This window comes from Afipia broomeae ATCC 49717, from assembly GCF_000314675.2.
GTDB lineage: Bacteria > Pseudomonadota > Alphaproteobacteria > Rhizobiales > Xanthobacteraceae > Afipia > Afipia broomeae.
Genome location: NZ_KB375282.1, coordinates 1169132 through 1191889 on the forward strand (window position 1 = coordinate 1169132; position 22758 = coordinate 1191889).

A 22758-nucleotide genomic window follows, 5' to 3' on the forward strand; every position below is an offset into this window, starting at 1 on the left:
CCATCTCTGGTATCCATAGGTCTCATCACTTGCCCTTGTTCATGATTCAGGGGCATTTTGCGCTTCGCCAATCCCGGCAATTTCGGGAAATCGCGAAGATTTTCACGGATTTGATCGAACCCATTTCCAGTCGCGTGCGACCAACCTTGCGAGACGGCAATTGAGTGCAACCCACGCGACTTCGGACGAAGTTCTGATCGGTCGCATCGCCCAAGGTGACCGGCTCGCCATGCAGGTGCTTTACGGAAGGCACCATGTACGGGTGTTTCGCTTCTCGCTGCGGCTCGTGAGGAACGAGTCCATCGCGGAGGACCTCATCAGCGAGGTTTTCCTCGATGTGTGGCGTCAGGCCGGCAAGTTTGAAGGCCGGTCTGCTGTCTCTACGTGGCTCCTGGCGATCACCCGGTTCAAGGCCCTGTCCGCCCTCCGCAAGAGGAAGGACGCGGAACTGGACGACGAAACGGCTGCCGCGATCGAGGACACGTCCGACAATCCGGAAGTGGCCGTCGCCAAGAAGGACACGAGTAACGCGTTGCGGAACTGCCTGACCGCACTTTCGCCAGAACATCGGGAGATCGTCGATCTCGTCTACTACCACGAGAAGTCCGTGGAAGAAGTGGCCGAAATCGTGGGCATCCCGGAGAATACAGTAAAAACGCGCCTGTTTTACGCGCGGAAAAAATTAGCCGAACTGCTGAAGGCAGCCGGCGTAGAGCGAGGTTGGCCATGACTGCCGCAAGCAAGCAAACCGCCGATCGGGAGCCTACGGAGCTCGAGGCTCTGTTGCCGTTCCATGCGGCGGGCACGCTCAACCTGCGTGACGCCCGCCGCGTCGATGAGGCACTCGCCAGCGATCCCGATCTGGCGCGCCAATACGCAGCGATCCAGGACGAATATGCCGAAACGATTTTGCTGAACGAGAGCCTTGGTGCGCCGTCGTCGCGGGCGATGCAGAAGCTGTTCGCCGCCATCGACGCCGAGCCTGCGCGCAAGAGCGTGTCATTTAATCCGCTGATGCGGGCTGTCGGGTTCTTCTCCAGTTTGTCACCGCGCACGCTGGCTTATGCAGGTGTCGCTGGTGCGGTGCTGGTTCTGTTGCAGGCGGGTGTGATTGGAACCGTGCTGGTCAAGGATCGTGCGGGCGGCAATTTCCAGACGGCCGCGTTCCCGGCTCAGTCGACCGCGGGCACGTTTGGCCTGATCCGCTTCGCGCCGGACGCCAAGGCCGACGACATCGCCCAGTTGCTGAACAACTACAACGCGTCCATCGTTTCCGGTCCCAAGGCTGGCATGTTCCGCGTCCAGTTCGGCGACAAAGCGCTGTCAAAGCAGGACGCGGCGCAGCTTATGACACGGTTGCAGGCCGAAAAGATCATCAGCATGGTGGTGAGTGCTGACTAGTCCTTGATCCCGCGCCCGATGAGTATCGGGTCATCGGCTTGGCGGCAACGCCGCGATAGAGCTTGAGGGACATCACCTGCGCGCCGCGCTGGCGCTGCCATGGATTCGCGAGGACGTCAGATGATCGAGACAGGCCAGGGCAAACGATCTTTCATCCGGACGAAAAGCCGGATGCGGCCGTTGCGGTCAATTGCTCTGATCGCGGCGGTGGTGACGCTGGCAACGCCGCAGGCATTTGCGCAGTACAGCGGCATGAGCATGCGCACCGGGCCCAGCATGAATGTGGGGCCGCGCATCAACATCAATCCGACGATACGTTACTCGCCGAACATTCAATACGACGGATACAGCGATCCAGGGCCGCGTCCGCGCGTCATGCGGAATCTGGATCAGGGTGGGCCGGAGGACATTTCACCCCGTAAACGCCCCGGCAAGGCGAAGTCCACGCCTGCTGCTATCGACAATACCTACGTCGCGAAGGAAGTGCTGATCGAGATCGCGGGCAACCCGACCGATGCGCAGGCCGACGACATCGCGCGGCGCCATCGCCTGACGCGTGTTCAGTCCCAGAGTTTCGCGCTGACCGACAGCACGTTCTTTCGCTGGCGGATACCGGACGGACGCTCGGTCGATGCCGTGGTACGCGAACTGGTCGCCGGCGGCAACGTCAAGGCGGCACAGCGAAACAACATCTTCAAGCTGCAACAGAATGCAACGCCGGCAGCCGCCAGACCCGAGGGCGATCCCATGCAGTATGCACTCGCCAAGATGCGGCTGCCCGAGGCACACGCGCTCTCGGTCGGTGCGGACGTCACAATTGCCGTGATCGATTCAGGAATCGACGTCACCCATCCTGAACTGGCGGGTGTCATCACCGGCACGTTCGACGCGCTCAACAATGGCGAAGGACCGCACCCCCACGGCACCAGCATCGCGGGCGTCATCGCCGCACATGCGCGCCTGATGGGAACGGCGCCGTCCTCACATCTGCTGGCGATCCGGGCGTTCGGTGACAAGAAGAGCGGTGCTGAAAGCACCTCGTTTCTGATCCTCAAGAGCCTCGACTATGCGCTCGCGAAGAATGCGCGGATCATCAACATGAGCTTTGCCGGTCCGCACGATCCCGCCATGGAGCGCGGTCTTGCCGCTGCCGCGGCCAAGGGCATCGTTCTGGTGGCTGCTGCCGGCAACGCCGGCGCGAAGTCTCCGCCGCTCTATCCGGCAGCCGATCGCAACGTGATCGCGGTGACAGCCATCGACCAGTCCGACAAGCTCTTTGCCCAATCGAATCGTGGCAGTTATGTCGCCATCTCGGCACCCGGCGTGGATATCCTGTCGCCGGCACCCGACGGCAAATATCAGATGTCGTCCGGCACCTCGCTGTCCGCCGCTTATGTCAGCGGCGTGGCGGCATTGATGATCGCGCGCAATCCCGGGATTTCTTCTGCCGATGTCCGCGCCACATTGATATCGACCGCGCGCGACCTCGGACCCAAGGGCCGCGACGATCAGTTCGGAGCAGGGCAGGCCGATGCTTTCAGCGCAGTTTCGGCGGTCGCCCCGGCTCCGATGGCTGCGGCATCCGATAACGGCGACAAGCGCTGACGATCCCGCCGGATGTGAACCCGCCGCATCCTTCCTGCGACCAACTGCCGGCGACGAATTCCTCGTTTCCTGCAACTGAATGGCGCGGGCGCCCATCCACCCTCGGCCGCGTGCCGTCGCCGGCAGGGTCGCGGTAGTCGCTTCGGGCCGCGATCAGGCTGCCGGTGCGTTAATGCTTGCGTGTTCGTGAATTGTGCAAACGCCTGTCACGAAAGTTGCATGTATGTGTGGCACGGGTTGCGCTATCTGTTTCTCGTTGTTTCGGTGCTGCGTGAGTCGTGGCGTTGCTTGATGTTTGTTCAGAAGTGATTTTTAGAACTTTCCGGATTCGAAATGACCAATCCTGGCGACGCCCAGCAGGGGCGAAGTGTTGTGACACGCTGGCGTATGCTCGCTGAGCGAAGGCTCAATTATCTGGTCGAACTTTATGAAACCGGGCGCTGGAAGGCCTATTACAGCGAGACAGAGTTTCTGAAAGTCGTTCAGGAGGCCCGTGCGGCGCTGAAAACGTGGGAGCAGCTTGCGCCTCTCGATCCTGTTCAGGACAAGCCGGTGGAAGTGGCAATCGCGCAGGCTGTAAATTCAGCCATTCCCCCGTCGCCTTTCGCAGACATGTCGTCAGCGCACAGCGTTAACGCCAAGGACAATCTGCGCAAAGCGTGAGGCTCCGTCTGCGCCGAGATCGGTTGTGACCGCCTTTGCATGATCGAGTCCGACGATCGCGCCGCCTCTCGATCCTGAGATCAGGTTGTTGCTGACCAGCGCGGTGCTGGCTCCCGGCACCACCGAGACGCCGATGCCGACAAAGGCGTTGCGCAGCACGTTGCCGGTAATGGTCACGTCGCGGAGGTACTTGCCCCAGCCGGCCATGATTCCGAATGAGGGCGCATTCTCGATGACGTTGCCGGTCACCGCGGCGTCCGCCTCCACCACGATGCCAATCCCGGCGTCGTCATCGGGCGCGGTGCCGATCGGGCGCTTCGGCAGGATATTCCGGATGACGTTGCCGTGGACGGTCGCGATGCGGCCGCCCTCGTTGAAATTCGCGACCGACACGCCGACCGCGCAGATATCGACGGTATTGTTGGCGATCACCGCGCCTTCGAACGCGAACTCCGAATAAAGCGCGACTTCGCGGACATTGCTGACGCTGTTGCCGGTGATCTGGATGTTCGAAGCGGAGTTGCCACGCACGGCGGAATAATCGCAGTTGCGGATGCGATTGCCGCTGACAATGACATTGCCGGCACGAAAGGCGTTGACGGCGTTGCCGTGCTGGCCGGAGCCGCCGGGGCCGGCCTTGATATCATCGATGCGGTTGTTGACGACGATCGTGCCGTCATCGCCGATCGTATGGCGAAGGATTTCGATGCCGTTGTCGGACGCGTCCTGGATCGTGTTTTGTGCAACGAGCAGCCCCAGCGCATCGAACGAGGTGAACGCCGTATTCGCGGTCTTGCGGATAGTGTTGCCGCTGACTTCGCCCGCGATGCTTTCAAACCAGATGCCGTATCCGCCGCTGCCGACGATGTCGCAGTCCTGCACGCGGACATCGAGGCCGTTCTGGAAATGCACAAGTCCACGCCGGTCGGCCAGTTTGATGCCGGCGCCGTCAAGCGTGAGGCCGGTGAGGGTGATGCCGCTCGCACCCTCGCTGCCGATGAGCGATGCGCCGCCAGTAAACTTGAGAACGGTCGCGCCACGTATGCCGACGAGCTGGCCGCCATTCGGCACTCTCAAGGCGCCGGTACGATAGATGCCCGGCGGCAGCGCCAATGGCATCTGCGCATTGGCTGCTGCATCGATAGCGCGCTGAAGTGTTTTTGTTTGATCGTCGGGACTGTTTGGCCGCACGCCGTACTGAGTCGCGTCACGCCCCAGTGTGGAGATCAGCGGAGCCGCGCGCGCAGGATCAGGCGTTGCCGCCAGCGCACCTGCCGCCGCGCCGGCGGCAGTGGCGTTGATGAGACTGCGGCGATTGATGTCCATGCGATGCTCGGCCTGACAGCGTCCCAGGTTCACCTGAACGCACAGTAAGACCTAATGCAGGAATGCAGCGAACGATGCCCGCCCGCGCGAATTTGCCCGCGATTGTCGGTAGTAGGGTTAATGGAATGGAGCCGCGGGAGCGATCAGATCGGCTTGTTGTGCGGCGTAAACAGGCGGCCTTTCTCGACTACGACCACAACGAGAAGCGCGACGACCGAACTCAGTACCCCACCCACCGCGAGGGGGACCAGAGTGCCGTTATAGGTCTGCCCGATCGCCGTCCCCACCCCGATTCCGATCAGGGTTGTGATCGATCCGAACAGGGATGAGGCCGTTCCGGCGATATGTCCCTGAGGCTCCATCGCAAGTGCGGAGAAATTGGAGAACATCAATCCGAACGAGAACAGGCTGGCGGTGGACAGGACCATGAACAGAGGCAGGGACAGCCATCCGGCGAGTGCCGCAACCAGCATCACAATGGCAACGGCCAATTGGCCGACGAGGGCGCTGTGCGAGATCATGCGCATGCCGTAGCGGCCGACGATACGCGAATTGAGGAAACCGGCAACGGCGATACCGATCGCGATAGCGGCAAACGCCAGCGGAAAATAGTGACCGAGCCCGTAGATACCCGTGAAGATCTGCTGCGACGACAGAACGTAGCCGAACAGAATTCCCTGTATGCTGCCGGCAGCCAGTGCGTAGCCGAAGGTTTGCCGGTTCGTCAGGGTCTGAAGGAAATTCTTCGCCACCTCGCGGGGAGCGAGCGATTTGCGCTCGGTGAGCGGCAACGTCTCCGGCACGCGGATGACAATCCAGCTCAGCGTGAGCAGGCCGTAAATCAGCAGGACGATGAAAATGCCATGCCATTCAGCGAGCAGCATGATGGCCTGGCCGAATGACGGGGCGATCACCGGAACCGAAATGAAGATCATCATCGCAAGCGACATCACGCTCGCCATCCTGCGGCCGCTGTAGCAGTCCCGCACGATGGAGGTGGCGATCACGCGCGAGGCGGAGGTGCCGAGACCCTGCAACGCGCGCGCGAGCAGCAGCGTTTCAAATGACGGCGCGACGATCGCGAGCAGACTGGCGATGCCATAGACGATCAGACCGCCGAGCAGGATCGGTCGCCGTCCGAAACGGTCCGACAGCGGGCCCATGATGAACTGCCCGGCGCCGAAGCCGGTCAGGAACACCGACAGGACTGCCTGGGCGTGGTTGACGTTGCTGAGGTGAAATGCCGACGACACGTTCGGCAGCGCCGGGAGCATCAGGTCCAGGGCGAGCGGGTTGAGCGCCATGATCGCGGCCACGATGGCGACGAACTCGCGAAAGCCCATGGGGCGATGGGTCGATGAAACCCAGGCATTGGCGCTGGTATCGGTCATGAAGCGTGTCTCGCGAGGCTGAGACAACAGCTTACGGAGCGATATTGCGCCGCACAACTTAGCTTCCGGTATGGCTGCCAGACGGATTTGCGGTCAAAAACCCGGCTGCTTGATGTCGCGCCAGACGTGCCATTTCCATCAGCATGGCTTCGCCTGCATCGACCAGGTGCTCAAACGTCATCCGGCCCGGCGCGTGGCGCTCGGTGGAACTTCGAGGCACAAGCGGAACATGGACGAAGTTCGCGAGGCGAGGGCCGCCCTCAACATGGGTCGCCTCGATCGCCCGCCAGCTTAGATAATTGCAGAGATAATATCCTGCGCTCAGAGAGGGGCGGGCGTCCACGCCTGTCAGTTGCGCCGCGCGCTGCAGACGGTGCGTGTGCGGTCCGAAGCGCCGTGTGGAATCTGAATTCGCCACGATGGTGCGGCTTCGTACCTCCGAGTGTTCGGCATCGGGCCATATCTGAGTGACGGTGTTGTGCGCGCGGGTTTCGAGGCGGAGGAACGGCGTGCGCGTCGCAAGCCCGAACATCAGAAGCGCATCGGGGCGATGCGTTTCAATCAGTACCGGAAGCTGCCGATCCACCGCGCTGTAGGTTACCGGGAAGACATGTCCGATCCGCTCGATGCCGTCGAACATGGGGCGGCGCAGGCGAAGCAGCCGCTCGACAAGTTTTTCGGTCGGATTGTAGGGGGCGCCCGGAAAGGGGCGAAAGCCGGTGATCAGGATACGCGGCTTCGCGCCCATCATCGCTCCAGCAGCGCTGTAATTGTATCCGCAGCGACTGCGGGCGTCATGCGGCCGTTGGCCACTGCGGCTTCGGTTTGCTTGACCTTGGCGCGGATGACGGGGTCGGAGCGTAGCCGCGCGTGGAGCCGATCCTCGAGGATGGTATACATCCATTTCACCTGCTGTTGCCGCCGCCGTGTCTCGAAGTCGCCGCATGCGATCATGGCCGTCCGATGCGCGAGAATTTTCTCCCACAGCGCCTCGATCCCGTCGCCTGTCAGTGCGGAATAGGTGAGGACCGGCGGAAACCAGTGTTCCGAGCGCGGCGCGAGAATGTGAAGCGCGGCGTTGTATTCGGCAGCGGCCGCTTTCGCGCGCTTGAGATTGTCACCATCGGCCTTGTTGACGGCGATCATGTCGGCTAGCTCGACAAGGCCCTTCTTGATGCCCTGCAATTCGTCGCCAGCGCCCGGCAACATCAGCGCCAGGAAGAAATCCGTCATGTCGCAGACGGCGGTTTCCGATTGTCCGATTCCGACGGTTTCCACCAGCACCACGTCGAATCCGGCGGCTTCGCAGAGCAGCATCGCTTCGCGCGTTTTTGCGGCGACACCGCCGAGCGTGCCCGATGACGGGGAAGGGCGAATGAAGGCATTGTCTTCGGCGGAGAGCCGCGCCATCCGCGTCTTGTCGCCGAGGATCGAGCCGCCGGTGCGCGCCGATGAGGGATCGACCGCCAGCACTGCCACCTTGTGGCCCTTGGCAATCAGCGCCATTCCGAGCGCATCGATGGTGGTGGATTTGCCGACGCCCGGCGAGCCGGTGATGCCGACACGCATCGCGCTGCCTGTCAGCGGCAGCAATTCCTGAACCAGATCGCGCGCCTGCGCCTGATGGTCGGCGCGGCGGCTTTCGATCAGCGTGATCGCGCGTGCCAGTGCAGCGCGGTCACCGGAGCGAAGGCCATCGGCGAGATGGAGCGAGGCTTTCGGGGAAGCTGTCACCGGGGCCATACGCGGTGTTGTTTCAATCGCCGCTCACTCCGCCGCTTCGCTGGAATGCCCGAGCCGCACGTTGAGCTTGCGGATCAGTTCCTCGGCGGCGTCCGCGATGACCGTGCCGGGCGGGAAGATCGCCTCGGCGCCAGCCTTGTAAAGGGCATCGTAGTCCTGCGGCGGGATCACGCCGCCGACGATGATCATGATGTCTTCGCGGCCGCGCTTCTTGAGCGCTTCCTTCAACTCCGGAACGGCTGTGAGGTGGGCCGCGGCGAGCGACGACAAGCCGAGCATGTGAACGTCGTTTTCGACTGCTTGCCGCGCCGCCTCGTCGGCGGTGGCGAACAGCGGCCCGATGTCGACGTCGAAGCCGACGTCAGCGAAGGCCGACGCGATGACCTTCTGTCCGCGATCGTGACCGTCCTGACCGATTTTCGCGACCAGAATGCGCGGGCGGCGGCCTTCCGCATCCTCGAAGGCATCGATAAGAGCCTGCAATTTTTCGACCCGGTCCGACATGGTGGCGGCCTCGCGTTTGTAAACGCCGGTGATGGATTTGATTTCGGCACGGTGACGACCGAACACCTTTTCCATCGCATCGGAAATTTCGCCGACCGTGGCCTTGGCGCGCGCCGCGTCGATGGCCAGCGCGAGCAGGTTGCCGTTGCCTTCGCCCGCGCTGCGGGTCAGCGCTGCAAGCGCTGCATCGACGTCTGCTTGTTTCCGCTCGGAGCGGAGACGCGCCAGCTTGTCGATCTGCAGGCGGCGCACGGTGGAATTCTCGACCTTGAGAACGTCGATCGGTGCTTCATTTTCAGGCTTGTATTTGTTGACGCCGATCACGGCCTGCTTCCCTGCGTCGATGCGCGCCTGGGTTTTGGCCGAGGCCTCCTCGATCCGCAGTTTCGGCACACCGGCCTCAATGGCCTTCGCCATGCCGCCGAGTTCCTCGACTTCCTGAATATGCGCCCAGGCCTTGGCGGCGAGGTCGTGCGTGAGCCGCTCGACATAATAGGAGCCGCCCCACGGGTCGATGATCCGCGTGATGCCGCTTTCCTGTTGCAGGAACAATTGCGTGTTGCGGGCAATGCGTGCGGAGAAATCTGTCGGCAGCGCCAGCGCCTCGTCGAGCGCGTTGGTGTGCAGCGACTGGGTATGACCCTGCGTTGCGGCCATCGCCTCGATGTTGGTGCGAACCACGTTGTTGAACACATCCTGCGCGGTCAGCGACCAGCCGGATGTCTGGCAATGGGTGCGCAGCGACAGCGAGCGCGGATCCTTCGGATTGAACGGCTTCAGCAGCTTGGCCCACAGCAGCCGAGCCGCGCGCATCTTGGCGACTTCCATGAAGAAGTTCATGCCGATGGCCCAGAAGAACGACAGTCGGGGGGCGAAGCGATCGACATCGAGGCCGGCGGCCAATCCGGCGCGGAGATATTCGACGCCATCGGCGAGCGTGTAGGCGAGTTCGAGATCCTGCGTCGCGCCGGCTTCCTGCATGTGGTAGCCGGAAATCGAAATCGAGTTGTACTTCGGCATCTTCTGCGACGTGTATGCGAAGATATCCGAGATGATTCGCATCGAGGGAGCCGGCGGATAGATGTAGGTGTTGCGCACCATGAATTCTTTGAGAATGTCGTTCTGGATGGTGCCCGACAGTTTCTCCGGCGGCACGCCCTGTTCCTCGGCGGCAGCCACGAACAGCGCGAGGATCGGCAGCACCGCGCCGTTCATGGTCATCGACACGCTCATCTGGTCGAGCGGGATGCCTGCGAACAGCGTACGCATGTCGTAGATGGAGTCGATGGCGACGCCCGCCATGCCGACGTCGCCGGAAACGCGCGGATGGTCGGAGTCATAGCCGCGGTGGGTGGCGAGATCGAACGCGACCGAAAGGCCCTTCTGGCCGGCTGCGAGGTTGCGGCGATAGAAGGCGTTGGAATCTTCCGCCGTCGAGAAGCCTGCGTACTGGCGCACGGTCCATGGCTGATTGACATACATGGTCGGGTAGGGGCCGCGCAGGAATGGCGCGATGCCGGGCCATGTGTCGAGGAAATCGATGCCGTTGAGATCGGCTTCGCTGTAGCTCGGTTTGACGAGAAGACCCTCGGGCGTGAGCCACGGCTGCGCGTTGCTTTCGCTGCCCTTCACGGCCGCGGGCTCGAATGCAACGTCTGCGAAGTTCGGTATGCGGGTCATTCTGCTGTCTCAAGTTTTGCGCGATCAGAGCGTTGATGCGCAGCTCACGTATTATGGTCCGGATGCTGATAGCTGACAATGCTGCCCGTCTCGGCAGAACCCCATGATTCGGCTGTCGTTTTACCCGGCAGGTTGTGCAGATGGGCGACCCAGGCGAGCTTCGATTCAATGCCGATCTGATAGGTCGGAATCACGCGATCCGGGCGATCGAAAGCGCCGGTCAGAAGCTCGATCACCGAGCCGTTCAGCTTGCGATAGCTCAGCGGTGTTCCACAGGCCTTGCAAAAATCACGTTCAGCTATCGATGACGAGCGAAACGTCCCTGGCATACCGCGCGCCCACGCGAAGTCGCCATGGGGGATTTCAACGAAACAGGCGAATGGTCCGGCCACAGCCTTCTGGCACATCCGGCAATGGCAGACGCTGATCCGCCCCGGATTGCTGTACGACGCAAAGCGCACCGCGCCACATTGGCAACCGCCGGTCAGAACAGGAACTCGTTCCTTCATGGCTTCACCCAATTCGTTCGTAGGCCGCCCTGAGCGTTGCGAGGGCGTCGCCTCCCGCAAAGATGAAATCGCCGACGCCCGCAGCGCGTAGGGGGGCTTCGAGTTCGCCGGGCCGGCCTGCCAGATAGATATGCTTTGCGCCGGCGTCGTGAAGAGCTTTCGCTGCTGCCTCGGCATGCGCGGCATAGACCTTGTCGGACGAGCAGAGGCAGACGAGCGCTGCGCCCGACGACTTGAAAGCCGCAGCGAGCGCCGCCGGATCGGAGAAGCCTTCGGTATCGATGGCCTCGATGCCGCCGGTCTCGAAAAAGCTTTTCGCGAAGGTCGCCCGCGCAGTGAAATCGGCAGCGGTGCCGAGATTGGCCAGAAACACCTTCGGGCGCTTGCCGGTCTTCAACATCTGATCGGAGCGATCGCGCAGCGCCTCGAAAGGTGCTGCGAGCCGAATGGGCGCGAGCGCATCGAACCGGATCACGATGTCATCCGGCAACAGCCCCGTCACCGGTTTGGCATCGAGCACGGCCGGTGTCTTCTCGTGAAGGTTCGGAAACTCGCTGGCTCCGGTCAACACATCCTTGCGCCTGGCGATATTGACGTCGCGCGCGGCGCGAACTGCGGCCACTTTGCTTTGAATGATGTTCTTTTCGAGCGCGGCAAACGGGCCGCCGGCCTTTTCGATATCCTGAAACTGCGTCCATGCGGCTTCGCAAAGCTGCCTGGTGAGTGTTTCGATTCCGCCCGATCCTGCGGCCGGATCGGAAACCTTGTCGAGATTGGATTCTTCCAGCAGCACGAGCTGGGTGTTCCGGGCGATACGGCGTGCGAATGCATCCGGCAGTCCGAGTGCCAGCGTGTGGGGCAGAACATTGATGCTGTTCGCGCCGCCGAGTCCCGCCGAGAACGCTGCGATGGTCGCGCGCAACATGTTCACATCGGGATCGCGCTGTGTGAGCATCCGCCACGCGGTATCCGCGGCAATGAAAAGCGGCTGTGGGGTAAGTCCGCAGCTTTGCTCGACCCGCGCCCAGAGCAGACGCAGCGCACGGAATTTCGCCATGGTGAGAAACTGATCGGCGTCGGCGCTGAGGCGGGCGTAAATCATCCGCCGTGCGTCGTCCAGCGGAATGCCGGCCGCTTCCAGCGCGCGCAGATAGGTGACGCCAACCGCGAGGACGTAAGCCAGTTCCTGTGCTTCCGAACCGCCGGCGTCGTGAATGACACGGCCATCGGCCGGCGCGAAAGGACCCTGAAAGCCCAGCTTCGCAAGCTTCGCAATCTTGTCGCCAAAAACCTTCGCGATGGAGTCCCACGGACCGTGGCTGCTGCCGCGTACTCCGCCGCCGCCAATCGGATCGAGACCGAAGCGGACATTCACAGCCGCGGGGGAAATTTTTCGGGCAGCAAGCAATTCGGCCAGATGCTGCCCCATGTCCCGCGACTGCGGGCCGATCTCCAACTCAATGCCGATGCCGGCGTCGAGATACACGCCGTCGAGTGCGCGTTCCAGCGCTTCCTTGGTCGGCGGCAGTCCGTAGCCGCGCGCGCCGTTGGCTCCGGCGAAGACGAGCGTCAGACCGGTGGCGCCGTTCTCGAGATCATGCAGCGCCTGCGCGTTAGCGCTCGCTGCATCGGGATGATCCACCCGCTGCATGATCTGCCAGGGGCTGCCTGCGGGACGCGCGGGAATGGCGGTCGCATTGCGGGCACGCTCGTAGATCGGATCGATCCGCAGCCCGTCGTAGGTCTTGCCCACCAGCTTATCGAATGGAGCACCCTTGAGAACCCCGTCGGCCAGCTTCCGCCAGTCATCGCGAGTGGCAGGGGCGAAATCAGCCGCTAAGGTCAGGGCATCGGTTTTAGTGGACATTCAGAAGGTTAGCTCCCGGAACGCTATTGGTTGACCGGAAAATGCCATGTGGCGGCGCGCAAGCCAAATGGTTGTTTCAGGCGTTTATTGCAAATCAGGCAAGCGTTCGATGCCATCGGACGAGAGCCGCGCGAGAGCCTGACGCGGGGTCTGCCCCGCGATCGGGCGATCCGGTGCGATTTCGGTTAGCGGCACCAGTACGAAGGCCCGTTCGAACAGGCGAGGGTGCGGCAGCGTCAGCTCCGGCTTGTCGAGGCGGACGTCATCATATGCGATGATGTCGAGGTCGAGCGTGCGTGGCCCCCAGCGCCGCTCATTGGCCCGGTCGCGGCCGAACTTCTTCTCGATCTTGTGCAGCGTGAACAGCAGCGCATGCGGATCGAGGCTGGTTTCGATTTCGATGCAGGCATTGACGAATGGCTCCTGATGTTCGTCGCCCCACGGCGGCGTCGCATAGTCCGACGAACGCGCCACGAGGGCGGCCTGCGTCATGCCGCAAATGTTGGCGATCGCCTTGCCGAAGGTGGCGCGGACATCACCAACATTGCCGCCGAGAGCAATCAAGACGCTCGCCATGGTTTTTTAGGCCCGCGTGCGGGTAATGACGACGCCGACATCGTCGAAGATCGCGGCGATTGGTGCGTGCGGCTTATGGACCGTTACCTTGACCGCGCTGATGCGGACGAAGGCTGCAAGGATCGCTTCCGCCACTGCGCCTGCCGCGCGCTCCAGCAGATAGTAGTTGTGACCTTTGAAGGCTGCGCTCGCGGTCGCCACCACGTCCGAATAGGACACCGTGTCGGCGAGCTTGTCGGTGCGGGAAGACTCTGCGAGATCAATGGATAGTTCGAGGTCGATCACGAACCGCTGGCCGACTTCCGCCTCATGGTCCATAACGCCGTGACGGGCGTGGATCAAAAGTCCCCTGATGAAAATTACGTCGCTCATCGCTTGTCCTCAATTGCCGATGCCACGCGCAGGGCCTGTATCGTTTCCGCCACGTCGTGCGCGCGGATAATTTTGGCGCCGCGCTGCGCCGCCAGCAGATGCGCTGCAATGGATCCGCCGAGCCGCTGATCCGGTTCGGACGGGCTGACCGACGCGATGAAGCGCTTTCGTGACGCGCCGACCAGCAACGGAAGGCCGAGCTGGCTCAAATCATCGAGCCGCGCCAGCGCGATCATGCTTTGCTCCGGTGTTTTGCCGAAGCCGATGCCGGGGTCGAGCACGATGTTCTCCCGCGGGATATTTGCGTTGGCGGCGATGTCGAGCGAACGGGCGAAAAATGCCACCATGTCGGCGACAATATCGATGGCGGGATCGACGCTGTCGCGATTGTGCATGACGATCACCGGCGCACCATGATCGGCGATCACCCGCGCCATATCGGGATCGCGTTGCAGGCCCCATACGTCGTTGGCGATCACCGCGCCGTTGCCGAGCGCCCATGCAGCTACCGATGACTTCATGGTGTCGATCGAGACCGGACTCCCGAGGCGAGCGACCGCGGGCAGGACATCCCGTAACCGCTGCAATTCCTCGGCGGCGGTGACCGGTTGCGAGCCGTAGGGGCGGGTGGATTCTGCACCGATATCGAGGATATCCGCACCCTCGGCGATCATGCGTTTCGCCCGTACGAGGGCCCGGTCAGGCTCGATGAACCGGCCGCCGTCGGAGAAGGAATCCGGCGTTATGTTGAGCACGCCCATCACCGCGGGATAGCGCCGCACGAAAAGGGCCCGCAGCACCGGGTGATACTGCGAGGCGGCCGGGCTCGATCGGGACGGGGCAGCCATCATGCGGTGGCTTTGCGCGGTCCCCGCTAACGAGTCAAGCGATGGCGGAGGGGATATGGCCCAAGGTGTCGGGTTCTGCCGGATTGGCCGGAGCCGTGGGCCGGTCGTTTCAGTAAGAAATCTTCAGCGGCAGCTTGCGGGCGCGCTGGATCAGTTCCGCGACAGATTTGTCCGACGGCAGGACCTGAACGAGTTTGCGCTTGTCGTTGGCTTCTTTCATCGCCTGCGCCAGCCGCTGGGGATTACGCTGCACGAACTCGCGCACGGTGACCACGCCGGCCGCCCGCAGCAGTTCGGCCTTGGCCTTGCCCATCCCCTTGATGCGCATGCAGTCGGCGATATTCGCCCAGGCCAACAGCTGCTGCTCGCTGAGGCCGGTCTTGGCGGCGAGCGCCTTGCGGCCCTTCGGCGTGCTGGCGCTGTCGAGCAGCGCAGCCGTCGTGCGAATGCCCTGTGCCTTGAGTTTGGCCAGGGCATGCGGACCCAGGCCGTCGATTTTAGAGAGGGGATACGCTGCAAGCGGATTAGACATGAGACTCGAACTTGGAAATGAATTCTTTACGCGAACTTGGAAAGGCCTGGGGTCTCGGCAATGATCGTGCCCATTCCGTCCGCGCCAATTTTGTCGCGGCCAAACCGGAATAGTTCACGTCCGAGACTTTGAATCTCGCTCATGCCAAGACCGAAGCCCATCAGCTTGGCGCCAAGCGCCATCACACCGCCGCCCAGCATGCTCGCAAGGCCGCCCGTGGAACCGGCAGCAGCGATCGCGGATTCAGCGCCTGGAATCTTTTCGATGAGGGCACGCACTTGATCCACCGGCCCCTCCTTGCGAAGGAACCCCAGGATCGCACCGACGGCCTTTTCAGCCACAGCCCTATCGATGCCGGCTTTTGCAGCCAGAGCGTCAACCAGTTCGTCCATCAAATGCCCCGTGCCCTCCGGTTGATTGCCGGATATTTTGTTTGTGATTTTATCTTGAGCGCGTGCGTTGCGAATTACAAGCTATGCCGCTTTTGGAAACCGCAGTTTAGACGCAATCGATCGTGAAGTGTTGCAGCCATGCAAGACCGTCACTGGTTTTACGAACATTTGCGGTGCTGAAAGCAATAATCGGGGCTATCACGGCTTCGAATTACGCGGTGAGGCCATATTGGTTTCAATGCGCTGTCCGATTTGGAGCAACCTGCATTGTCAGGATGCCGAGACACGCACGCAGAGAATTGACGGCGCGTGGTAAGTATTCACTCATTCGTAGCGTCCGGACGCCATATATAATGCGGCGCGGCATCGGCTTGTGCGAAGAGGCGCATTCTGCGGGTTGACCGGCAGGTTCCGTCCTGCAAGATCACGCATGACGCGCGGCCGTCGAGGCAGGCGCACGGAATCGAAAGCCTGCGAGAGGCGAGACATGGCCAAGAAGACGTCCAAGACCGTTTCTGACAAGGCTGTTTCCAACACGAGTAGTTCCTCCTCAAAGGCCGCCCCGGCTGCAACTTCAGCCAGTGGTGGAAGCGTTGCGTCCGCGGACACCGACAAGACGATCTTCATCGGGAAGGGCGATCAGTCGGCATTTTTGACGCTCGGGCTTGCGAACCGGCATGGTCTCGTGACCGGTGCGACCGGCACCGGCAAGACGGTCACATTGCAGGTCATGGCGGAAGGCTTCGCACGCGCGGGTGTGCCGGTGTTCGCAGCCGACATCAAGGGCGACCTTTCCGGCATCGCGGAAGTGGGGGAGGCCAAGGACTTCATTCTCAGCCGTGCCAAGGATATGGGTCTGCAGTTTCAGCCGGATCAGTTCTCGACGATATTCTGGGACGTGTTCGGCGAGCAGGGCCACCCGGTCCGCGCCACCGTTACTGAAATGGGACCGTTGCTGCTGTCGCAGATGCTGCAGCTCAACGACGTGCAGGAAGGCGTTCTCAACGTCGCGTTCCGCGTCGCCGACGAGCACGGCCTCGCGCTGGTCGATATGAAGGATTTGCGCGCCTTGCTTGATGCCATCGTGCCCGGCTCGGCGAAGGACGACGACGTTGACCCTCTACAGGACATTCGCAAGGCCGCGCAGTCTTTCGGCAATGTCAGCAAAGCGACGGTCGGTACCATCCAGCGCCAGTTGCTGGTGCTGGAAAATCAGGGCGCGGACAAATTTTTCGGCGAACCCGCGCTTCAGCTCAAGGACTTTATGCGGACCGACTCCAGCGGCCGCGGCATGGTCAATATTCTTGTCGCCGACAAGCTGATGTCGAGCCCGAAATTGTATTCGACATTCCTGCTCTGGATGCTCTCGGAACTGTTTGAACAGCTGCCTGAAGTCGGCGATCCGGCAAAGCCCAAACTGGTGTTCTTCTTCGACGAAGCGCATCTGCTGTTCGACGATGCCCCAAAACCCCTGATGGACAAGATCGAGCAGGTTGTGCGCCTGATCCGCTCGAAGGGCGTCGGCGTCTATTTCGTCACGCAAAACCCGATCGACGTGCCGGACAAGATTCTCGCCCAGCTTGGCAACCGCGTACAGCATGCGCTACACGCCTTCACGCCGCGTGACCAAAAGGCGGTGCAGGCGGCAGCGCAAACCTTCCGGCCAAATCCGGCCCTCGACACGGCCCAAGTCATTATGGAACTGGGCAAGGGCGAGGCGTTGGTCTCTTTCCTGGAAGGTAACGGTACGCCCGCGATGGTCGAACGTGTGATGATCCGCCCCCCAACGGCGCGGATCGGGCCGGTCACGCCCGACGAACGCAAGGCGATCATGAATGCGAGCCCGGTCAAGGGCAAGTACGACACCGCCGTCGATGCGGAAAGCGCATTCGAGATTTTGCAAAAGCGCCTGTCGAATACCGCCGCGCCGGTCGGCACACCCAGTGCTGACGGATCGGAAGGCGGGGGCGTTCTCGGGCAGATAGGCTCGATTGTCGGGACGGTGTTCGGCACCAATACGCCGCGCGGGAAGATGTCGACCGGGCAGGTCATCGCGCGCAGCGTGACGCGTTCGGTGACCAACAAGGTCGCGGGCGATGTTGCAGCCAGCATCGGCAAATCGGTCGGTGGTTCGCTCGGCGGGTCGATTGGCCGTTCTATCGTGAGGAACGTGCTGGGTAGCCTGCTGCGGCGCTGACTACTGCTGCTTGGCAAGCAGTTCGCGAAGTGCATCGATGTATGAATGGGTCCCTGCAAAGGACTCATTCTCTTCGAGGATCAGGATTTTTGCATCGCGTAAAGAGTTCAGATCTTTTTCAGCGAGATTGGTTTGAAGCCGGCGATAGGGCTGGCCGCCGTGTCGGCTGAGGTTCAGATAAAAATATGTGCTGAGCGCCGACAAACAGTTGTCGCGTGCGAGGATTTCCGCTGGCAGGTGAGTGAAACTGCTGCCGACCACCGCGACATTCAGCTTGCTTGACGGATGGTCCGGGCAGGAGGCCGAGTGCTGAAATTTAACCTTCGGCGTGAGATAGGCTGTCGGTGGAAAAAACACATTGATTAGGTCTGCGAGTTCGCGATCGACGCCGCTGGTGACACCGGAAATGGTGTACGTAAAAGTGAACGGCGGCGCGAGGGTCTGGTTGGCCTGCCGGTTGATCTCTTCGGCAATGGCCGTCGCGGCCAAAGCACCGCCGATGTCGTTCCAGTGGGTTCCCCCCTGCGGGAACAGTTCAACCTCGTACTTTCCTCTCAAGGAATGGATCATGGTCGCGGTATCGACCACATTGATACCCGCCTCTCGCAGAAGGTTCACGTACTTCGGAACGAACTCGATCCTCGCCGCAGGCGTGCTCGGGCATGCTTGGAGATTCACAAAATAGTCCGGCAGGTGTGCGACCTTTGACGGTGTGATCAGATAAATGAAAACCGATCCACGCGAGCGGTAATAGTCCTGAACCGCCTTGAGCTTGGGAATAGTCGCACGGGCCCGCGTCTCGACCATGCCTTCGGTGCGATTGCAGTAGTCGTCCAGATAGAATTGCTCGATCAGGTGTCCGTGCGCCCCGCGCACGACGCCGGGCAGTGTTAGTTCTCCGAACAGTTCGAATTTCAGCTCGTTGTTGAAGCGCACCAGCAGCGGACGGATCGGCAGCGCCTGGGTTACACGCTCGGTGATGGCCTTCTGCAGGCTGCCGTCAATCAGGGATGACAGCGACCAGGTCAGCGGCAACTGCCGTGTGACGCCGGCCAGCTTCGGGCCGATCTTGATTTCAAGTTTCGGATGATTTGGTGCAACGGCCAGGTTCCATGCGGTCAACAGCGGCAGCAGCACGAGGAGAATGCAGAATGTGGCGCGGACAACGGGGTGTGAGAATGACAGCCGGTTCATGGCATCAGAACCTGAAATAGATAAATGGCTGGAACGGCACCGTCACCGAGCGGGCAATGGCAAAAACGTACAGCATCACGAGCGCCACCGCCGTCACAAGCCGCAGCCAGCCGTACGTTTTGTAGGCATTTCTGAGCGGCTCGAACAGCATCGTTGCCGGGAACAGCGAGATGATCACTCCGAGTGCAAGCGTGAACGGCACCTCCGCCGGAACAGAGATCGCGGTGTGGGCGGAAGATGAGCCGAACAACGCAGCGAGGAAAGGTCCAAGATGGGCGGGCGATTCCGAACGGAAGATCGCCCAGCCGATCATGATAATAAACAGGGTCACCGCAGTTGCTATGAACGCACCGCAGCGGTTGAGAAGCCTCTGCAGGAACATACGGTCGAGAGTCAGGAACAATCCGTTGTATGCACCCCACAGCACGAAGTTCCAGCTCGCTCCATGCCAGAGACCGGAGAGCAGGAAGCAGATCCACAAATTGAGATAGGTGCGGGCTTCACCCTCCCGATTTCCTCCGAGGGGTATATAGAGGTAATCGCGGATCCACGTGGTCAGCGAGATGTGCCAGCGCTGCCAGAACTCGGTGATCGAGCGGGAGGCGTAAGGCGAATTGAAATTTTCCCTGAGTGGAATGCCGAACATGCGGGCGAGGCCGATCGCCATGTCGGAATAGCCCGCGAAATCGAAGTAGATCTGGATCGTGAAACACGCCAGCCCGAGCCAGGCCATGCCTGGAGACAGTGTTGAAGGATCTGCGGCAAAAACCTGCGTGGCGAAACTGCCGAGCGGATCGGCAATGAACAATTTTCTTCCCAGCCCGCGCGCGAAGCGCAGAAACCCTTCCTGAAAATCAGTCCAGACCACTGGCGGGGGATACGCAATTGCGTCGCGCATCTCATGGTATTTGAGAATGGGCCCGGCGAGCAGCTTGGGAAAGAACAGCACGAACAGGCAGTAGTCTGAAAACCGGTCGGCCGGTTTCGAGACGCCGCGGTAAGTGTCCACGAGATAGGTGATCTTCTCGAATACGACGAACGACACGCCGATCGGCAGCGCAATGTGCAGCAACGGAATGCGGTCGGCGGAAAAGGGCGCCAGGATGAGGTTGATGTTCGTGGCAAGAAAATCGGCATACTTGTAGAAAATGAGCAGGCCCAGATTGGCGGCAATCCCGGCGGCCAATGCCAGCTTTCGCGTTCGGGCCGGATTTCCTTCGACGAGATGAAATGACAGCGCGTAGTCGATGGCAGTCGAGAGGAACAGCACCAGCACGAAAGCGGGCTCGCCCCAGATGTAGAACAGCGTGCTCGCAATCAGCAGCGTCCACTTCTTGGCCGATGCGCCGGTCAGAAGCAGATAGAACGCATAGAGCGCCGGAAAGATTGTGAGAAAAAGCGGTTCGTAGAAAAGCATATGCGATCGATGCTCGAGGGCACAAAAGCCGCGAGAAGCGTGATAAAAGATGATAGAGGGTGAAGCAGAAATTGTCGGGCGAGTCCAGTTGGCCGACAATGCCGGCGCATCCCGACCGAGAGGACCAATCGAATATGTCAGCCACACCGCACCTCGCAGCCGTTCTCGACCATATCGACAAGGATTTCGACAACAGCCTGGAGCGGCTGTTCACGCTGCTTCGGATCAAGTCGATTTCGGCCGATCCGGCATTCGCGGACGATTGCAAAAAGGCGGCTGCTCATCTCGCCGCGGACATCGCCTCCATTGGTTTTGCGACCGACGTGCGTCCAACCGCCGGGCATCCGGCGATTGTCGGCAAGAGCAACGGCCAGAGCGGCGCGCATGTCCTGTTTTACGGCCACTACGACGTGCAGCCTGTCGATCCGCTCGATCTTTGGCACCGCCCGCCGTTCGAGCCCATCGTCACCAATCATGCCGATGGCCGGAAGATCATCGTCGCGCGTGGCGCTGAAGACGACAAGGGTCAGTTGATGACTTTCGTTGAAGCCTGCCGCGCATGGAAGAATGTCACGGGCTCGCTGCCGCTCAACGTGACGATTCTGATCGAAGGCGAGGAGGAAGTCGGCTCGAAGAATTTCGGACCGTTCCTCGACAGGCACAAGAAGGACCTCGCAGCCGACTTCGTGCTGGTCTGCGACACGGGCATGTGGGACCAGAACACGCCGGCGATTACGACGTCGCTGCGCGGTCTTGTCTATGACGAGGTCAAGATCAAGGCGGCGAACCGCGATCTGCATTCCGGTATTTTCGGTGGCGGCGCGCAAAATCCGATCCGCGTGCTGACCCGCATTCTCGGCAGCATCCACGACGACAACGGCCACATCACCATTCCGGGTTTTTACGACGGTGTGAAAGATCTTCCGGCGGATATTCTCGCGCAGTGGAAGAATCTCAACCTGTCGCCGGAAACATTCCTCAAGCCGATCGGGTTGTCGGTTCCCGCCGGTGAGAAGGACCGGTTGCTGATCGAGCAGGTTTCGTCGCGTCCGACCTGCGACATCAACGGCATCTTCGGCGGCTACACCGGCGAAGGCTCCAAGACCGTCATCCCCGCGCACGCATCGGCGAAAGTCTCGTTCCGTCTGGTGGAGGGACAGGACCCGGAGAAAATCCGCAAAGCCTTCCGGGATTTCGTCACCTCGCGTCTGCCTGCGGACTGCTCGGCTGAGTTTATCGATCACGCCGGCGCGCCGGCAATCGCGCTCGACTGGGGCATGAAGCCGCTGGCGGCGGCAAAGCATGCGCTGACCGACGAATGGGGCAAGGATGCGCTGCTGATCGGGTCCGGTGCATCGATTCCGATTGTTGCGGATTTCAAGAAGACGCTTGGACTCGACACGGTGCTGATCGGGTTCGGCCTCGAGGATGACAACATCCACTCGCCGAACGAGAAGTACGACCTGAAGAGCTTCCACAAGGGTATCCGCTCGTGGGCGCGCATTCTTGCGGCGTTTGCCGACACCCCGCGCTGAGGCGGTCGATGCTGAAGCATCCGCCAAACGCAAAAACGCCGCCCGGAATTGGGCGGCGTTTTTAGTCTCTGTCAGTGTAGAGGCTGACGGATGGAATCTATATCCGAGGCCGATCCTGTCAAGTCTTGTAGCTTGGATCGAGCCGGTCGAGCTTGCGCAGCAGCGGCGGCCAGACGAGCTTGGTTGAGCGCAATTCCGAACGATCCGGGTCACTGACCAGCTTTTCGTTTTTCTCGATCACAAGCTTTTCGACCGGGTAAGCGGTCGGCCCGAGCATGCGGGTGCGGACCTGCATCGTGCAGGCGCGCTCAAGATGAAACATGCGCTCGAATGCGGAAGCGACTGAACGTCCGACTGTCAGCGTGCCGTGATTGCGCAGCAAGAGATGGTTCTTGGTGCCGAGATCCTTCTGGATGCGTGGGCGTTCGTCGTGGTCGAGCGCAATCCCTTCGTAATCGTGATAGGCGAGGTCGCCGGTGACGAGCTGGGCGGTCTGGTTCAGCGGCAGCAGCCCTTCCATGCAGCTTGCAACCGCGGTGCCGTCGGGCGTGTGAAGGTGTAGAACGCAGCCTGCGTCCTCGCGAACTTCGTGGATCGCCGAGTGAATGGTGAAGCCGGCGGGATTGATGCTGTATTCGCTCTGGGTGAGCTGGTTGCCGTCGAGGTCGACCTTCACCAGGCTCGATGCGGTGATCTCGTCGAACATCAGGCCATAGGGATTGATCAGGAAGTGATGTTCTGGACCGGGGACGCGGGCGGAGATGTGCGTATCCACCAGGTCATCCCAGCCATAATACGCAACAAGGCGATAGGCCGCGGCGAGATTGACGCGCTGTTCCCACTCACCGGGAACCATGTTGGATTGGACTTCCTTGAGACGTGCTTCAGCCGGTGACATGGCGATTTTCTCCCGCGATTTGTTTTGATCTTGCTCGGGCAGGAGCCTAGTCCCGGGATACCGCTATCGCAACATGCGACGCCCGCAGGGGCGCCATGCCGCGAACCC

Annotated in this window: 21 protein-coding genes; 6 read left to right on the forward strand and 15 right to left on the reverse strand. The window is 61.3% G+C overall.

Going from position 1 to position 22758, the window contains the following annotated elements:
• Nucleotides 1–160: 160 nt before the first annotated feature.
• From HMPREF9695_RS05350 to HMPREF9695_RS05365, 4 genes are all read left to right on the forward strand, one after another.
• On the forward strand, nt 161–730 hold the full coding sequence (locus tag HMPREF9695_RS05350; protein ID WP_041711347.1) for a sigma-70 family RNA polymerase sigma factor: 570 nt from the start codon (nt 161–163) through the stop codon (nt 728–730).
• Nucleotides 727–1401 carry a hypothetical protein gene (locus HMPREF9695_RS05355; protein ID WP_006019795.1) on the forward strand — a complete coding sequence of 225 codons (675 nt, stop codon included), beginning with the start codon at nt 727–729 and terminating at the stop codon, nt 1399–1401. The genes HMPREF9695_RS05350 and HMPREF9695_RS05355 overlap by 4 nt, the downstream gene beginning before the upstream one ends.
• 171 nt (nt 1402–1572) lie before the next feature.
• Nucleotides 1573–3006 carry a S8 family serine peptidase gene (locus tag HMPREF9695_RS05360; protein WP_245258759.1) on the forward strand — a complete coding sequence of 478 codons (1434 nt, stop codon included), beginning with the start codon at nt 1573–1575 and terminating at the stop codon, nt 3004–3006.
• 333 nt (nt 3007–3339) lie between these two features.
• On the forward strand, nt 3340–3669 hold the full coding sequence (locus tag HMPREF9695_RS05365) for a TIGR03809 family protein (protein WP_006019797.1): 330 nt from the start codon (nt 3340–3342) through the stop codon (nt 3667–3669).
• Here the strand turns inward: HMPREF9695_RS05365 and HMPREF9695_RS05370 are convergent.
• The 12 genes from HMPREF9695_RS05370 to HMPREF9695_RS05425 form a co-directional block, all read right to left on the reverse strand.
• Nucleotides 3625–4995 carry a TIGR03808 family TAT-translocated repetitive protein gene (locus HMPREF9695_RS05370; RefSeq protein ID WP_006019798.1) on the reverse strand — a complete coding sequence of 457 codons (1371 nt, stop codon included), beginning with the start codon at nt 4993–4995 and terminating at the stop codon, nt 3625–3627. The genes HMPREF9695_RS05365 and HMPREF9695_RS05370 overlap by 45 nt on opposite strands.
• A gap of 143 nt (nt 4996–5138) precedes the next feature.
• Nucleotides 5139–6386: a multidrug effflux MFS transporter gene (locus tag HMPREF9695_RS05375; protein WP_006019799.1), complete on the reverse strand. Its 1248-nt coding sequence runs from the start codon at nt 6384–6386 to the stop codon at nt 5139–5141.
• 58 nt (nt 6387–6444) lie between these two features.
• Nucleotides 6445–7134: a pyroglutamyl-peptidase I gene (locus HMPREF9695_RS05380; protein ID WP_006019800.1), complete on the reverse strand. Its 690-nt coding sequence runs from the start codon at nt 7132–7134 to the stop codon at nt 6445–6447.
• Nucleotides 7134–8129, reverse strand: coding sequence for a methylmalonyl Co-A mutase-associated GTPase MeaB (gene meaB, locus HMPREF9695_RS05385; protein ID WP_006019801.1), 996 nt, complete (start codon nt 8127–8129; stop codon nt 7134–7136). Before meaB ends, HMPREF9695_RS05380 begins: the two co-directional genes overlap by 1 nt.
• Before the next feature lie 24 nt (nt 8130–8153).
• A complete protein-coding gene (gene scpA / locus HMPREF9695_RS05390) occupies nt 8154–10313 on the reverse strand; it encodes a methylmalonyl-CoA mutase (protein ID WP_006019802.1) in 2160 nt (719 codons plus the stop codon).
• Between the two features lie 44 nt (nt 10314–10357).
• Nucleotides 10358–10822 (reverse strand): GFA family protein, encoded by a 465-nt coding sequence (locus tag HMPREF9695_RS05395; RefSeq protein ID WP_006019803.1) that lies wholly within the window; start codon nt 10820–10822, stop codon nt 10358–10360.
• Between the two features lie 4 nt (nt 10823–10826).
• The gene (locus tag HMPREF9695_RS05400) at nt 10827–12689 is read right to left on the reverse strand and encodes a methylmalonyl-CoA mutase family protein (protein ID WP_006019804.1); all 1863 of its coding nucleotides are present in this window, start codon (nt 12687–12689) and stop codon (nt 10827–10829) included.
• A gap of 84 nt (nt 12690–12773) precedes the next feature.
• Nucleotides 12774–13265, reverse strand: a complete 492-nt coding sequence (gene folK, locus HMPREF9695_RS05405) for a 2-amino-4-hydroxy-6-hydroxymethyldihydropteridine diphosphokinase (RefSeq protein ID WP_006019805.1) — start codon at nt 13263–13265, stop codon at nt 12774–12776.
• A gap of 6 nt (nt 13266–13271) precedes the next feature.
• On the reverse strand, nt 13272–13637 hold the full coding sequence (gene folB, locus HMPREF9695_RS05410) for a dihydroneopterin aldolase (protein WP_006019806.1): 366 nt from the start codon (nt 13635–13637) through the stop codon (nt 13272–13274).
• Complete coding sequence (gene folP, locus HMPREF9695_RS05415; RefSeq protein WP_006019807.1) at nt 13634–14488, reverse strand: dihydropteroate synthase; 855 nt, start codon at nt 14486–14488, stop codon at nt 13634–13636. The genes folB and folP overlap by 4 nt, the downstream gene beginning before the upstream one ends.
• A gap of 106 nt (nt 14489–14594) precedes the next feature.
• Nucleotides 14595–15017, reverse strand: a complete 423-nt coding sequence (locus HMPREF9695_RS05420; RefSeq protein ID WP_006019808.1) for a DUF4332 domain-containing protein — start codon at nt 15015–15017, stop codon at nt 14595–14597.
• Nucleotides 15018–15043: 26 nt separating this feature from the next.
• Entirely contained in the window at nt 15044–15409 is a 366-nt protein-coding gene (locus HMPREF9695_RS05425) for a hypothetical protein (RefSeq protein WP_006019809.1), read from the reverse strand.
• Between the two features lie 487 nt (nt 15410–15896).
• Here HMPREF9695_RS05425 and HMPREF9695_RS05430 point away from each other — a divergent pair, with 487 nt between their 5' ends.
• Nucleotides 15897–17606, forward strand: coding sequence for a helicase HerA-like domain-containing protein (locus HMPREF9695_RS05430; RefSeq protein WP_006019810.1), 1710 nt, complete (start codon nt 15897–15899; stop codon nt 17604–17606).
• Here the strand turns inward: HMPREF9695_RS05430 and HMPREF9695_RS05435 are convergent, their stop codons facing one another.
• A complete protein-coding gene (locus HMPREF9695_RS05435) occupies nt 17607–18800 on the reverse strand; it encodes an alginate O-acetyltransferase AlgX-related protein (protein ID WP_006019811.1) in 1194 nt (397 codons plus the stop codon).
• Between the two features lie 4 nt (nt 18801–18804).
• Nucleotides 18805–20217 carry an MBOAT family O-acyltransferase gene (locus HMPREF9695_RS05440; protein WP_006019812.1) on the reverse strand — a complete coding sequence of 471 codons (1413 nt, stop codon included), beginning with the start codon at nt 20215–20217 and terminating at the stop codon, nt 18805–18807.
• Between the two features lie 134 nt (nt 20218–20351).
• Between HMPREF9695_RS05440 and HMPREF9695_RS05445 the strand changes: the two genes are divergently transcribed.
• Nucleotides 20352–21752 carry a M20/M25/M40 family metallo-hydrolase gene (locus HMPREF9695_RS05445; protein ID WP_006019813.1) on the forward strand — a complete coding sequence of 467 codons (1401 nt, stop codon included), beginning with the start codon at nt 20352–20354 and terminating at the stop codon, nt 21750–21752.
• Nucleotides 21753–21870: 118 nt separating this feature from the next.
• On the opposite strand, the gene HMPREF9695_RS05450 is transcribed toward HMPREF9695_RS05445, so the two are convergent.
• Nucleotides 21871–22650, reverse strand: a complete 780-nt coding sequence (locus tag HMPREF9695_RS05450) for a class II aldolase/adducin family protein (protein WP_006019814.1) — start codon at nt 22648–22650, stop codon at nt 21871–21873.
• Nucleotides 22651–22758 lie beyond the last annotated feature (108 nt).